The sequence below is a fragment of the Campylobacter sp. CNRCH_2007_0968H genome (genome assembly GCF_025773245.1).
Lineage (GTDB): Bacteria > Campylobacterota > Campylobacteria > Campylobacterales > Campylobacteraceae > Campylobacter_D > Campylobacter_D lari_D.
The window spans coordinates 163685-176873 of sequence record NZ_JAKMTQ010000001.1 but is presented as its reverse complement, the minus strand read 5'-3'; the positions used below and the strand labels follow the sequence as shown (position 1 = coordinate 176873).

At 31.1% G+C, this 13189-nt stretch carries 13 protein-coding genes, 1 pseudogene and 1 riboswitch; of the genes and pseudogenes, 7 read left to right on the top strand and 7 right to left on the bottom strand.

Going from position 1 to position 13189, the window contains the following annotated elements; genetic code table 11:
- The first annotated feature begins 71 nt into the window (after positions 1 to 71).
- The 3 genes from groES to L8Y18_RS00935 all read left to right on the top strand — a co-directional run bounded on the left by groES (position 72) and on the right by L8Y18_RS00935 (position 2672).
- A complete protein-coding gene (gene groES / locus L8Y18_RS00945; RefSeq protein ID WP_039626536.1) occupies positions 72 to 332 on the top strand; it encodes a co-chaperone GroES in 261 nt (86 codons plus the stop codon).
- Positions 333 to 345: 13 nt separating this feature from the next.
- The gene (gene groL / locus L8Y18_RS00940; RefSeq protein ID WP_257403999.1) at positions 346 to 1983 is read left to right on the top strand and encodes a chaperonin GroEL; all 1638 of its coding nucleotides are present in this window, start codon (positions 346 to 348) and stop codon (positions 1981 to 1983) included.
- A 119-nt stretch (positions 1984 to 2102) separates the two neighbouring features.
- Entirely contained in the window at positions 2103 to 2672 is a 570-nt protein-coding gene (locus L8Y18_RS00935; RefSeq protein WP_220566857.1) for an NUDIX domain-containing protein, read from the top strand.
- Positions 2673 to 2684: 12 nt separating this feature from the next.
- Here the strand turns inward: L8Y18_RS00935 and L8Y18_RS08700 are convergent, their stop codons facing one another.
- The 5 genes and pseudogenes from L8Y18_RS08700 to rpmB form a co-directional block, all read right to left on the bottom strand.
- On the bottom strand, positions 2685 to 3032 hold the full coding sequence (locus L8Y18_RS08700; RefSeq protein WP_393921283.1) for a CZB domain-containing protein: 348 nt from the start codon (positions 3030 to 3032) through the stop codon (positions 2685 to 2687).
- A 99-nt stretch (positions 3033 to 3131) separates the two neighbouring features.
- Positions 3132 to 3416: pseudogene (locus L8Y18_RS08695) on the bottom strand (methyl-accepting chemotaxis protein); the annotation flags it as partial.
- A gap of 431 nt (positions 3417 to 3847) precedes the next feature.
- Positions 3848 to 4063 carry a YdcH family protein gene (locus L8Y18_RS00925; RefSeq protein WP_133318720.1) on the bottom strand — a complete coding sequence of 72 codons (216 nt, stop codon included), beginning with the start codon at positions 4061 to 4063 and terminating at the stop codon, positions 3848 to 3850.
- A 52-nt stretch (positions 4064 to 4115) separates the two neighbouring features.
- Positions 4116 to 5243 carry a potassium channel family protein gene (locus L8Y18_RS00920; RefSeq protein WP_220566855.1) on the bottom strand — a complete coding sequence of 376 codons (1128 nt, stop codon included), beginning with the start codon at positions 5241 to 5243 and terminating at the stop codon, positions 4116 to 4118.
- A 25-nt stretch (positions 5244 to 5268) separates the two neighbouring features.
- Positions 5269 to 5463, bottom strand: a complete 195-nt coding sequence (gene rpmB, locus L8Y18_RS00915; RefSeq protein ID WP_012661734.1) for a 50S ribosomal protein L28 — start codon at positions 5461 to 5463, stop codon at positions 5269 to 5271.
- Between the two features lie 142 nt (positions 5464 to 5605).
- Between rpmB and rpe the strand changes: the two genes are divergently transcribed.
- From rpe to thiC, 3 genes are all read left to right on the top strand, one after another.
- On the top strand, positions 5606 to 6253 hold the full coding sequence (gene rpe / locus L8Y18_RS00910) for a ribulose-phosphate 3-epimerase (RefSeq protein ID WP_220566854.1): 648 nt from the start codon (positions 5606 to 5608) through the stop codon (positions 6251 to 6253).
- Positions 6250 to 7014 (top strand): 3'-5' exonuclease, encoded by a 765-nt coding sequence (locus tag L8Y18_RS00905; RefSeq protein ID WP_220566853.1) that lies wholly within the window; start codon positions 6250 to 6252, stop codon positions 7012 to 7014. Before rpe ends, L8Y18_RS00905 begins: the two co-directional genes overlap by 4 nt.
- A gap of 32 nt (positions 7015 to 7046) precedes the next feature.
- Positions 7047 to 7151, top strand: a riboswitch (TPP riboswitch).
- Positions 7152 to 7194: 43 nt separating this feature from the next.
- On the top strand, positions 7195 to 8493 hold the full coding sequence (thiC, locus tag L8Y18_RS00900) for a phosphomethylpyrimidine synthase ThiC (RefSeq protein ID WP_220566852.1): 1299 nt from the start codon (positions 7195 to 7197) through the stop codon (positions 8491 to 8493).
- A 27-nt stretch (positions 8494 to 8520) separates the two neighbouring features.
- Here the strand turns inward: thiC and L8Y18_RS00895 are convergent, their stop codons facing one another.
- Together L8Y18_RS00895 and nrfH are read right to left on the bottom strand one after the other, a co-directional pair.
- On the bottom strand, positions 8521 to 10338 hold the full coding sequence (locus L8Y18_RS00895; RefSeq protein WP_220566851.1) for an ammonia-forming cytochrome c nitrite reductase subunit c552: 1818 nt from the start codon (positions 10336 to 10338) through the stop codon (positions 8521 to 8523).
- A 16-nt stretch (positions 10339 to 10354) separates the two neighbouring features.
- Entirely contained in the window at positions 10355 to 10849 is a 495-nt protein-coding gene (gene nrfH / locus L8Y18_RS00890; RefSeq protein WP_039618639.1) for a cytochrome c nitrite reductase small subunit, read from the bottom strand.
- Positions 10850 to 11076: 227 nt separating this feature from the next.
- On the opposite strand from nrfH, the gene L8Y18_RS00885 reads away from it, so the two are divergent.
- Entirely contained in the window at positions 11077 to 13170 is a 2094-nt protein-coding gene (locus tag L8Y18_RS00885) for an RNA degradosome polyphosphate kinase (RefSeq protein ID WP_220566850.1), read from the top strand.
- The last annotated feature ends 19 nt before the right edge of the window (positions 13171 to 13189 follow it).

Genomic DNA, 13189 nt, shown 5'->3' with positions numbered 1-13189 from the left:
TCTTTAATGTATAATTCTATCACTCAAAAACAAAGAGTGCTAAAAATGGCACATTTTAGAAAGGATAAAAAATGAATTTTCAACCTCTAGGAAAGCGTATTTTAGTAAAACGCTTAGAAGAAATGAAAACTACTGCTTCTGGGATTATTATACCAGATAATGCTAAAGAAAAACCATTAAATGGTGAAGTTGTTGCAGTAAGCAAAGAAATAGAAGATATTAAGGTAAATGATAAAGTAATGTTTGCAAAATACGGTGGAACTGAAATTAAACTTGATAATGAAGAGTATTTAGTTCTTAATGTTGAAGATGTTTTAGGGATTATTAAATAAAAAAGGATAAAAAATGGCAAAAGAAATATTTTTTTCAGATGAAGCAAGAAATAAACTTTATGAAGGTGTTAAAAAACTTAATGATGCTGTAAAAGTCACTATGGGGCCACGCGGTCGTAATGTATTAATCCAAAAAAGTTTTGGTGCTCCAACTATCACAAAAGATGGTGTGAGTGTAGCTAAAGAAGTGGAATTAAAAGATTCTTTAGAAAATATGGGTGCTTCTTTAGTTAGGGAAGTAGCTAGTAAAACAGCTGATCAAGCAGGCGATGGAACAACAACAGCAACAGTTTTAGCACATGCTATTTTTAAAGAAGGTTTGAGAAATATTACAGCAGGTGCTAATCCTATCGAAGTTAAAAGAGGTATGGATAAAGCTTGCGAAGCTATAGTAGCTGAACTTAAAAAACTTTCTCGTGAAGTTAAAGATAAAAAAGAAATAGCTCAAGTTGCGACAATTTCTGCAAATTCAGACGAGAAAATCGGAAATTTAATCGCTGATGCTATGGAAAAAGTTGGAAAAGATGGTGTTATCACTGTTGAAGAAGCAAAATCAATCAATGATGAATTAAATGTAGTTGAAGGTATGCAATTTGATAGAGGTTATTTAAGCCCATATTTCATTACAAATACTGAAAAAATGACAACTGAATTGCAAAATCCTTTTATTTTGTTATTTGATAAAAAAATTGCCAACTTAAAAGATTTATTACCAATTTTAGAACAAATTCAAAAAACAGGAAAACCACTTTTAATTATAGCTGAAGACATTGAAGGCGAAGCTTTGGCAACTTTAGTTGTAAATAAATTAAGAGGTGTTTTAAATATTTCAGCAGTTAAAGCTCCTGGCTTTGGCGATAGAAGAAAAGCTATGCTTGAAGATATTGCTATTTTAACAGGTGGTGAAGTGATTTCTGAAGAGCTTGGAAGAACTTTAGAAAGTGCTAGTATTCAAGATTTAGGTCAAGCTTCAAGCGTGATTATTGATAAAGACAATACAACTATTGTAAATGGCGCAGGTGAAAAAGCAAATATTGATGCAAGAATTAACCAAATCAAAGCTCAAATTGCTGAAACAAGTTCAGATTATGATAGAGAAAAATTACAAGAAAGATTAGCTAAATTAAGCGGTGGTGTAGCGGTGATTAAAGTTGGTGCGGCTACTGAAACTGAAATGAAAGAGAAAAAAGATAGAGTTGATGATGCATTAAGTGCTACAAAAGCTGCAGTTGAAGAAGGTATAGTAATAGGTGGTGGTGCTGCATTAATCAAAGCAAAATCAAAAATCAGCTTAAATTTGCAAGGTGATGAAGCTATTGGTGCAGCTATTGTAGAAAGAGCATTAAGAGCACCTTTAAGACAAATTGCTGAAAATGCTGGATTTGATGCTGGTGTAGTTGTAAATACAGTAGAAAATAGTAAAGAAGAAAATACTGGTTTTGATGCTGCAAAAGGTGAATATGTAAATATGCTTGAAAGCGGTATTATCGATCCTGTTAAAGTAGAAAGAGTAGCCTTACTTAATGCGGTATCAGTAGCTAGTATGCTTTTAACAACTGAAGCTACAATTAGCGAAATTAAAGAAGATAAACCTGCTATGCCTGATATGAGTGGTATGGGCGGTATGGGAGGTATGGGTGGTATGATGTAATACCATCTTTTCTACTTCTTTTTGGAGTTGCTTTTTATAGCAACTCTTTTAAATTCTTTTATATTTTTTCATACTCGTTTTATTTTGTTATAATAGATGTAAAATTATAAGGATTTTACATGAAAAATTTACAAGAAGAGCAATTTTCTAACTCAAAATATATTAAACCTAAAAGATATACTTATATAGGTAAAGATAACAAAAAATACACTTGGGATTTTATAGAAGCATTAGATAGTGTTTCTGTTTTTTTATATCATACTCAAAAAGATTCTTTTGTTTTTGTAAAGCAATTTAGAATTCCTTTATGGGATTATCAAAAACGCAATAACTTAAATTTAAACGAGATGGGATTTAGCATAGAGCTTTGTTCAGGTCTTGTTGATAAAGATTTGAGTTTAGAGGAAATAGCTAAAGAAGAATGTATTGAAGAACTAGGTTATGCTCCTAAGGTTGTAGAAAAAATAGGGGAATTTTATACAGGTTTTGGTTCAGGCGTTAGTAGACAATTTTTATTTTTTGCTGAAATTAATGAAGATGATAAAATTGGTAATGGTGGTGGAATTGAGGGGGAAGATATCCAAGCAGTATGGATAAAAAGAAAAGATTTTGAAAAGTTTTCTAAAGAAAATCCTATAAAAACGCCTTTACTTGAGTATGTGTATTTATGGTTTAAGGGTAAGAATTAATCTTACCTCTTTTTATTTTTCCTCTTTATTTTCAATATTTAGATCTTTTTCATCAAGCATTTCTTTAAAGATTCCAAATAAATCTTCAGAAGCCTTTTCAGCATTAGAGCATTTATCTAAAATTTGATTTTGTACTAGTTTATCACTTGTATCTTCATTATGTGCTAAAGCAACGGCTTGGTTCATATTTTCATGTACTTTTTGATGTGGTAAATTTAACTTACCAAAAGCTCTTCCGCTAGAAAATCTTTCCTTGCCAATACCAGCAATCCATTTTGCAAGTCTGCAACTTAAATGATCAGATAAAGTTTTTCCTGAAGCATGAATAATTTCATTATATCCATTTAATTTAAATGCAATATGATCTAGTTTTGCTAGTGATATGAATATTTCAGAGGTAATGCTTTTAGCGTGAGAACTAGTTGAATTTGCATTAGAAATTAATTGAGCAAAATTACTAGAGAATTTTACTATATGCTCATTAGATTCTAATGATACTTTTTCTACTTGTTCACTTTGTCCATACATCTCATCAGCATTTTGTTTTAATAGGTTAATATTTAATTCTACTTCAGAAGTTGCTTTTTGTGTTTTTTCAGCAAGTTTTCTTACTTCATCAGCAACAACAGCAAAGCCTCTGCCGTGTTCTCCTGCTCTAGCAGCTTCGATTGCGGCATTTAGTGCTAAAAGATTGGTTTGATCGGATACATCTTTGATTAAGTTAATAACATTAGTGATCTCATCAACGCTGCGGTGTAAATTTCCCGCTGTATCTCTTGAGCGATTAGCTGATTCTATAATGCTTTGAAGTGAAGATATGATAGAGTGAGTTATTGAATTTAACTCTTGCATATCTTTTAAAGAGGAATCAGAATATTGAGAAATCATTTCCGCTTTATTAACATTTTCCTGCATATCACTTTGAACATTTGCAATACCTTTTAAAACACCATTTAATAGCATTTCCAAAAGATTTGTTTCAAGTTCAGTTTTTCCGCAATTTCCTTGAAGTTGTTTTTCATAATTTTTAATTAATTCTTGTTTTTCTGAAAGAAGTCTTTTGTTTTCTTCTTCTAGTTCTTTGATTTTATTTTGTAAATTTTCAAAGTCTTGTGATAATTGACTTTTTTTTCCAAACATATTTAATCCTTAAAAGTTAAAAAAATCGGTAGAAATTATTTTTTATAATTTGATAAATAAGTATTTAATTCATCCTTTAATTTTAACTTTTCTTTCTTTAGATTTGCTATTTCTAAGCTATCTAGATGAATTCTACCTTCTTCTGCATCTTTGATTTTGTGATCAAGTTTGTTGTGCTCTTCAAACAACTTATCAAAATGCATATCCTTGCCTTTTAACTCGGTGATTAAATCCCTAAATTCATGTAGCATGTAAGCCTCCTTTTTTTGAAATTTTATTGTTATTGATTATAGCTTAAATAAGTTAAATGTATTTTAACTCGTCAGGTTTTTGTTTATTTTTAATAATCTTTTTAGCTATTTTTATACTATCTGCTGTACCAACGATTAACAATTTTGCACCAGTGCCTATTAAAGTGTCTCCTCTTGGCATAGGGGTAAATTTTTTATTTTCCAAAATTCCTACTATGCTAACATTTGCCATATCTCTTAAATGGATTTCTTTTAGTCTTTTAAATCTTACCCATGACTCGTCAGGAATTTTAACCTCTTCTAAATCAATAGGGCTATTTTTTTTGTAAAGATAATTTTCTAATAAATTTTCCATATCAGGTCTTGCTGACATAGCACTAAGTCTTTGTGCGACCAATTTTGTAGCAGAAACTATGGAATTTGCTCCAAGTTTTTTTAGTTTTTCAGTTTCGTCTTCATTGCTTGAGCTAGCTAGTATAAAATAAGGATTGATTCTTTGTAATTCTTTTTCAAACAATCTCACTGAAGCAATGATGGCTATATTATCTGCTATGTTATTGCTAAGAGTAATTACACCTTTTGCGCTAGAAAGATTGGTCTTTAAAAAGGCTATATTTGTATGTGGAGCACTTTCTATATAATAAGGATAATTATATTTTTCAGCTATCTCGCTAAAATTTTCTATTTCATCAACAACAACAAAAGGAATGTGATTTTCTTTGAATTGCTGTGCTAGTTCTATGGTAAAATCATTGTGATAGCATATTACAAAATGATTTTTTAATCTTGCAACTTTATGAAGCATTCTTCTCTCCTTGATTATTTTAGACAAGATTCCTTTTTTTACTATTTCTATCACTAAACCCATGCAAAAAGTAAATATTGTAAAAGTTAATAATACATATATAACGGTAAAAATTCTACCCGCTGTTGGTATGGGATTGACTTCAGTGTAGCCTAAAGTGGTAAATGTCATACCAGCTTGGTAAATAGCATCATTGAGATTATAATTACTTGTAAGCATATAACCAAAAGCTCCAATTAGTGTCATTATTACGACAGCAATAAGAGGAATTCTTAAAAATCTAAGTTGCTCGTAAAGCTCGTCATTGAGGTTGATTGAAGGTTTTGGAGAAGGGGACCAATTGAGGAATTTTTGTAGCTTTTTCAAAAAAGACATAATAATTCCTCGTTTATATTAAGGATTATTTGCTACTCTGTTTTTTAAGTGTTCTTAAAGTTGAAGCAGCAACTCTAACTTTTCTAGTAGTTCCATCTTCTAAAGTAATACGAACTGTTCTTAAATTTGGCAAAAAGCGTCTTTTAGTTTTGTTGTTAGCATGGCTAACATTGTTACCTACCATAGGTCCTTTTCCTGTAATTTGGCAAATTCTTGACATAAATTTTTCCTTATGAAATAAAAATAATTTTTAGCATTATATCTAAAGCAAGCTTAAAAAAATCAAATATTATTAAAAATACATAAAGAAAATTTGATAATAAGTATGATAAAATTATTTTTTATTTTATTGGAGATATATAATGTATGTAGCGCCAAGTTTATTGTCTGCAAATTTTTTAAACTTAGAAAATGAGATTAAAGAAGTATCTCAAGCGGGAGCTGATTTGTTGCACATTGATGTGATGGATGGACATTTTGTGCCAAATCTTACTTTTGGTCCTTGTGTGATTGAAAATATTTCAAAAATTACTTCAGTACCTTTAGATGTGCATTTAATGGTGCATAATGTTAGTAGTTTTGTAGATTTATTTATACCTATAAAACCAAAATTTATTAGTTTTCATTTAGAAGCTGAAAACCATCCTATTAGGGTGTGTGAGTATATAAGAAAAAACGGCATTCATCCTGCTATTGTATTAAATCCACATACTCCAGTTTCAAGCATAGAACATATTTTAGAATTTGTAGATATGGTGCTTTTAATGAGTGTTAATCCAGGCTTTGGCGGCCAAAGTTTTTTACCTTTGGTGTATAATAAAATTCGCCAGTTAAGAGAAATGATAGATAGGAAAAATCTTAAAGTTTTTATAGAGGTTGATGGTGGGGTAAATGGCTTAAATGCACCTGATTTGGATGAAGCAGGAGCTGATATTTTAGTCGCGGGTAGTTATATTTTTTCTTCGCAAGATAAAAAAACAGCAATTAATTCTTTAAAGCTTGAATTTTGAGCCAACAACAAATCGATGATTTAATCATCAAGCTAAGCAAAGAAAATAAACCTTTTCCTTGGGTTTTAAGAGAACTTGCAAAAATAGAAGAATTAAACCACTATGATTTTGATTTATATATTTTTGAGCTTTTAGGACTAGGGGTAGAGCTTAATGCACAAAATTGTTTGTGTTTAAAAAGTAAAAATACAAAAATAAAAGATGAGATATTTTGTGTTGTAGATATTGAAAGTACTGGCGGGATAAAAAGTGGTCAAATTTTAGAAATAGGTGCTGTAAAAATTCAAAATTATAAAGAAATTGATAGATTTGAGAGTTTTGTAAAAGTAGAAAGCATACCTGAAAATATTACAGAATTAACTGGGATTAGTTTAGATATGGTAGAAAATGCTCCTTCTTTGAAAGCTGTGTTAAATGATTTTAAGTTATTTTTAAAAGATAGCATTTTTGTAGCACACAATGTGCGTTTTGATTATCATTTTATATCTAAAGCTATGTATGAAAATGATTTTGGAGTGCTTTTAAATAGAAGATTATGTACTATTGATTTAGCTAAAAAATGCATTGAAAGTCCCAAATACGGCCTTGATGCTCTAAAAGAGTTTTTGTGTATTGAAAGTAAGCATCATAGAGCTTTAAGTGATGCTTTGGCCGCAAGTGAAATTTTGAAATACTGTCTTAAAAAAATTCCTTTTTACATTAAAACTACTGAAGAATTGTTACATTTTAGCAAGCAAGCTAAAAATCAAACAAAAAAATAAACTTTGTTTTGTATTTATTGCTATACTTCTTTTGCATAAATGACGGGAGCTTGTGATACAGGCTGAGAGTAAGCTAAAAGCTTAGACCGCACCAGAACTAGGTAATACTAGCGTTGGGATAATTTATCAACTACTCACATACCCTTCATTTATCCAAAATTATTTCAAGGATAAATTCAAATGAAAACTCAAATGTCTTATGCAAAAGAAGGAATTTTCACAAAGCAAATGCAAATTGTTGCACAAAAAGAACAAGTAAGTGAAGGTTTTTTACTTGAAAATATAGCATGTGGAAAAATCATCATTCCTGCAAATATTAACCATAAAGCATTAGATCCAAATGGTATTGGCTATGGACTTAAAACAAAGGTAAATGTAAATTTAGGTGTTTCAAATGATTGTGTAGATTATAGTGAAGAGATGAAAAAGGTAGAATTGGCTCACAAATTTAATATAGAAGCTATTATGGATCTTAGTAATTATGGTAAAACTAGTCGTTTTAGAGATGAGCTAATTGCTACTTCAAAAGCTATGATAGGTACTGTGCCTGTTTATGATGCGGTAGGTTTTTTAGAAAAAGATTTAAAAGATATTAAAGCAAAAGATTTTTTAGATGTAGTATATCATCATGCTAAAAGTGGAGTGGATTTTATGACAATTCACGCAGGGATAAATTCTCGTGCTGCTAGGGTTTTTAAAGAGTGTGATAGGATTACTAATATAGTTTCAAGAGGAGGTTCAGTTCTTTATGCTTGGATGCAAATGAATGATGCTGAAAATCCATTCTATGAATATTATGATGATTTGCTTGCTATATGTAAGGAATTTGATGTGACACTTTCTTTGGGTGATGCACTAAGGCCCGGTTGTACTCATGATGCAAGTGATGGAGCTCAAATTGCTGAACTTATCGAACTTTCGTTATTAACTAAAAGAGCATGGGCTCAAGATGTACAAGTAATGATAGAAGGACCTGGTCATATGGCTATTAACGAAATAGAAGCTAATATGCAACTTGAAAAAAGAATTTGCAATGGAGTTCCATTTTATGTTTTAGGACCATTAGTTACTGATATAGGTGCAGGATATGATCATATAAGTGGAGCAATTGGTGGAGCAGTTGCAGCAGCAGCTGGCGCTGATATACTTTGTTATGTAACTCCTGCTGAACATTTAAGACTTCCAAATTTAGAAGATGTAAGAGATGGTATAGTAGCAACTAAAATAGCAGCTCATGCAGGAGATATAGCCAAGCTTCCCAAAGAAAGAAAAATAGATGATGAAATGAGTAAAGCAAGACAAGATATTGATTGGGAAAAAATGTTTAAATTAGCAATTGATGGAGAAAAGGCTAAGAAAATGTTTAATGAAAGAAAACCTGAAGAGCTTAATTCTTGTTCAATGTGTGGAAAAATGTGTGCTATGAACACTATGAATAAAATTTTAAAAGGTGAGGATATAAGTTTGATAAAAGAATAAACCCTCGATTGCGAGGGTTTATTTTGATTAATCTATTACTTTATAATTATAAGGTTTTAGATTTTTATCATCTTCAAGAAGTTTTGCTGGTGGATTACCATTTACTTCTTGGTGTTTATAGTAGCGATCACCTGCTTTATTGCCATTTAGATCTACTTTATAGTGAATTTCACCCGGATTTAATTTTTGAATATCTTCAAAACCTAAATTTGAAGTTTTGAAATCTTTAATGCCATTTTTGGCTGCAATTTCTGCTAGCTTAGTTTGTCCTTGTCTTGACATATCAACTGATTGTAAAAGCATTCTTGAAGCTTCTCTAGGATTGTGGAAACCTGTTGAGTTTTCAGCACCTACAAAGTCCGCTCTAATTTGAGATTTTCTATGTAGTTCTAATACTTCTTTTAATTCAGCCGAAATTTTAGCATCATCTGCTTTGCCATCAGTTTGAAATTTAGGCATTTTTCCAAGTTCTGCACGAATAGTTTCTATATCTTTAATCAAGCTTACTAAAGAATATTCAGCTGTTCTTAAATCATGGGCTACTGAATTTTGAATATCTTTTACTTGTTTAGCTAGATAGCTTTCGCTTTGAGTGTGACAAGTTTTACAAGCTGAGTTAATATCAACTAAAGGTGAAGTAATATTGTGGTTAGTAACTTTTTTTGCACCTTTTCTAATATAAGGCATATGACAATCTGCACAACTTACACCATTTGCAGCATGCACTCCACCACTATAAAGTTCGCTTTCTGGGTGTTGAATTTTAATCATTGGCGCTTTTGTGATTTTATGAACCCAATCACTTGGAAAATTTTCTCTATTTTTTTCATAATAATCATCAATCATTTCTATTCTAAATGGCTCTCCTTTTTTCCACTCACTCCATGGAAATGCTAGCTCTATACCATCAACTTCGATTTCAACTGGCTTGTTACCATCTCTCCAAGAATCAAACTCATCGTAAGTTTTTTGAGTGCCATTCCACCATTTTTTAGAACTATCATTAGCAATACTTTCGCCTATAGTTTTCACTTTAGTGCCTGTTGGTTTGAAGTAGTATTCAACATGACATTGAGAGCATACTAAAGTTCTCATTTCGCTTCTTGAAGCTTTAATGCCTTGTTTTTCGTCTGCTTCATAACCTCTTGAAATTAATGCTTTAATTAAAGCTGGTCTTGTAAGTCTTAAACTCATATCTGTTGGGTTGTGGCAATCTGCGCATGTTACACCCATTCTTTTTCCACCATGAGGTCCGCTGTGTTCAGGTGAGTTTTCTTTAGCTCCATTTACAGCTGGGATAGTTTTAACCATAGTCCAATATTTTGCAGAGTTAAATGCTACCCAATCGCCTTTTGCAGTGTTGTTTAAAAGCCATGGAGTCCATCCGCTATGGCAGTTCATACAAGCTGTTGGTTGACCGCCAAATCCTGTAAAACCATGTGCATTTAAGAAATCTTTATTATTTCTAGCTGTATCCATTTGATCTACTTGAACCCAAAAGTGTCCTCTTTCTTCATTTGCATCAATGCTAAATGGATAACCTGCCCAAAGAACAGTTAGTTGTGGATAGCGAATAAGCTTTGAATAAGCTAAATTTCCACCAAATTCTGTTGCATTAGGTGTTTGTTTTTCTACTGCTGTGTGCATGTCTAAATAATCAGGAAAGTTCTTTCCCCAGTAATCAAAAGTAGGATTTTCATCACCAAGTTTTACAATTTCTTGTGAAATGATCCCACCTACTGAATCATTTGTTTTAGCTGTAATGTCCTGATTAAGCCATAATACACCTGCAATAGCTACTATAGTAGCACTTATAGCACTATATAAAATGCCTTTGTTATTCATTAAATACTCCTTTCATTTAAAATCCTCTCTTATGACCAACACCTTGGTGGCAAGATACACAACTTAAAGCATTATCTTTATGTGGATCTAGGGTAGGGTTGATAGTGTTACTCGCAATTTCTTTGTGACATTCTATACAGTTATTTTGGACTATTTCTTTACTTTTTGCATTTGCACTCAAATGTGTAGGTAAAGAATCTAGTTTGAAAGTAAATGCATAAGCATGTCCTAAGCCACTTTGAGCTTTAGCAATCCATTTTTCAAAAAAGCTATGTGGCAAATGGCAATCATTACAGGTTGCTCTTGGTTTACCATCAACTTCTTTAGAGTGCGAAGCTTTTAAATAATCATTATAAACCTCGTTCATAATATGGCAATTATTACAGCTTTCACTAGCATCGCTAAAATAAGAAGTGCCCTTAGCATTATGGAAAGTATACATTCCAACTCCTGCTAAAATTACAAGTAAGAAGAGGAAAACAGCAAAAAGTTTTGAGTTTGCTTTTTTCAAAGTCTCTCCTTTGAATGAAGTTTAAGTTACAAGAACTTGTGTATAATTATATAACACCATAAAGGCTAAAAAGTAAATATATATTTATTAATCATTTATTATTTTTTTAATAAGATAAAAAAAGTATTATTTTTTTATATAATTATATTTACTATTATACAAATAAAATAAATTTTAATGAAAGAAATACTAAAATATAAATATCTAGAAATAAAGGTAGGTATATCATGCAAATTCAACCATCAATGTATATTAACAGAGAACTTTCTTGGCTTGCGTTTAATTCTCGTGTTTTAGATCAATGCTCTAAAGATCTTCCTTTGCTTGAAAAACTTAAATTTATTGCTATATACTGTACAAATTTAGATGAGTTTTATATGATAAGAGTGGCTGGATTAAAACAACTTTTTGTGGCAGGAATAAGCACAACAAGCAATGATGAAATGACTCCTCTTGCGCAACTTAAAGCTATTAGAAATTATCTACATGAAGAAAAATATGTAGTAGAGCAGTATTTTACTAAAATTACCCAAGATTTAGAAAAAGAAAATTTATTTATTCGCTCATACGAAGAACTTGATGAGGATTTAAAACAGCAATGTAATGAGCATTTTTTTTCTAATATTTTTCCTGTGATAGTTCCAATTGCAGTTGATGCAACTCATCCTTTTCCGCATTTAAATAACCTTTCATTTTCTTTAGCGGTAAAACTTTGTGATCCTATGCACCCTGAACTTTTAAAATTTGGCATGATACGCATACCTAGGGTTTTACCAAGATTTTATCAAGTAAGTTCTAATATTTATGTGCCTATAGAAAGTATAGTACGCTATCATACTGAGCATATTTTTCCTGGCTATAAGCTCTTATCTTCTGCTGCTTTTAGAGTAACTAGAAATGCAGATATGGAAATAGAAGAAGAAGAAGCTGATGATTTTATGTTGATTTTAGAGCAGGGTTTAAAACTTCGTAGAAAAGGTGCTTTTATACGCTTGCAAATAGAAAAAGGCGCAGATGAGCAGTTGATTGAATTTTTAAGTTCTCATATGAATATTTTTCATAAAGATATTTATGAGTATAATATACTTTTAAATTTAGCTTCATTATGGCAAATCATTTCCAACAAAGAATTTACACATTTGCTAAATCCTATGTATACACCAAAAATTTTACCACCTTTTGGGGATAATGTATCTATATTTAGTGCAATAGATAAACAAGATATTTTGGCTATACAGCCTTATGAGAGTTTTGAGCCTGTATATCAATTTATCAAAGAGGCAAGTAAAGATCCTAAGGTTGTTTCTATAAGAATGACTCTTTATAGAGTAGAAAAAAATTCAAACATAGTTCAAGCTTTAATTGATGCAGCAAGCGATGGCAAACAAGTTACTGTAATGGTAGAATTAAAAGCGCGTTTTGATGAGGAAAATAACTTGCATTGGGCAAAATCATTAGAAAATGCAGGGGCTCATGTGGTATATGGAATCACTGGCTTTAAAGTGCATGCAAAAGTAGCTCAAGTGATTAGAAAAGAAGGGGATAAATTAAAAATTTATAATCATTTAAGTACGGGTAATTACAATGCAAGTTCAGCTAAAATTTATACTGATGTGAGTTATTTTACTTCAAAAGAAGAATATTCTCAAGACACTACAACTTTTTTTCACATACTTTCAGGATATAGCAAAAGTCGTCGTTTAAAGACTTTATCAATGAGTCCAAAGCAAATCAAAGAAAGAATTTTAGATATGATAGCTACTGAAGCAAGCTATGGAAAAGATGGAGTAATCATAGCCAAAATGAATGCTTTGGTAGATGGTGATGTGATTAAAGCTTTATATGAGGCTTCAAATAAAGGTGTTAAAATAGATCTTATTGTGCGTGGAATTTGTTGTTTAAGACCTGGAGTAAAAGGATATAGTGAAAATATAAGAGTTAGAAGTATAGTGGGAAAATATTTAGAGCATGCTAGAATTTTATATTTTAAACATACAACACCAAATTATTTTATTTCAAGCGCTGATTGGATGCCAAGGAATTTAGAAAGAAGACTAGAATTAATGACTCCTATTTTTGATGAGCATTCTCGTGCAAAATTGGCTCAAATTTTAAAATTACAATTAAGCGACAATGATTTAGCTTATGAGTTAGACAGCGAGGGAAGATATCGTAAGGTTGTTTTAAATGAGACAGAAAAAATCAACAATTCTCAACAAACTTTAGAAGAGTATATTAGTAGAATTTTTAATACCTTGAAAAAAGATACTGATCACAGCAGGGCGACGCACTTAGCAACGAAGCTTTTTAGGGATAGCTAATCCTTGCTTTTTTAGCAAG

Coding starts and splice junctions, on each gene's coding strand:
- groES (WP_039626536.1), top strand. CDS start 72: ATGAATTTTCAACCTCTAGGAAAGCGTATTTTAGTAAAACGCTTAGAA.
- groL (WP_257403999.1), top strand. CDS start 346: ATGGCAAAAGAAATATTTTTTTCAGATGAAGCAAGAAATAAACTTTAT.
- L8Y18_RS00935 (WP_220566857.1), top strand. CDS start 2,103: ATGAAAAATTTACAAGAAGAGCAATTTTCTAACTCAAAATATATTAAA.
- L8Y18_RS00925 (WP_133318720.1), bottom strand. CDS start 4,063: ATGCTACATGAATTTAGGGATTTAATCACCGAGTTAAAAGGCAAGGAT.
- L8Y18_RS00920 (WP_220566855.1), bottom strand. CDS start 5,243: ATGTCTTTTTTGAAAAAGCTACAAAAATTCCTCAATTGGTCCCCTTCT.
- rpmB (WP_012661734.1), bottom strand. CDS start 5,463: ATGTCAAGAATTTGCCAAATTACAGGAAAAGGACCTATGGTAGGTAAC.
- rpe (WP_220566854.1), top strand. CDS start 5,606: ATGTATGTAGCGCCAAGTTTATTGTCTGCAAATTTTTTAAACTTAGAA.
- thiC (WP_220566852.1), top strand. CDS start 7,195: ATGAAAACTCAAATGTCTTATGCAAAAGAAGGAATTTTCACAAAGCAA.
- L8Y18_RS00895 (WP_220566851.1), bottom strand. CDS start 10,338: ATGAATAACAAAGGCATTTTATATAGTGCTATAAGTGCTACTATAGTA.
- L8Y18_RS00885 (WP_220566850.1), top strand. CDS start 11,077: ATGCAAATTCAACCATCAATGTATATTAACAGAGAACTTTCTTGGCTT.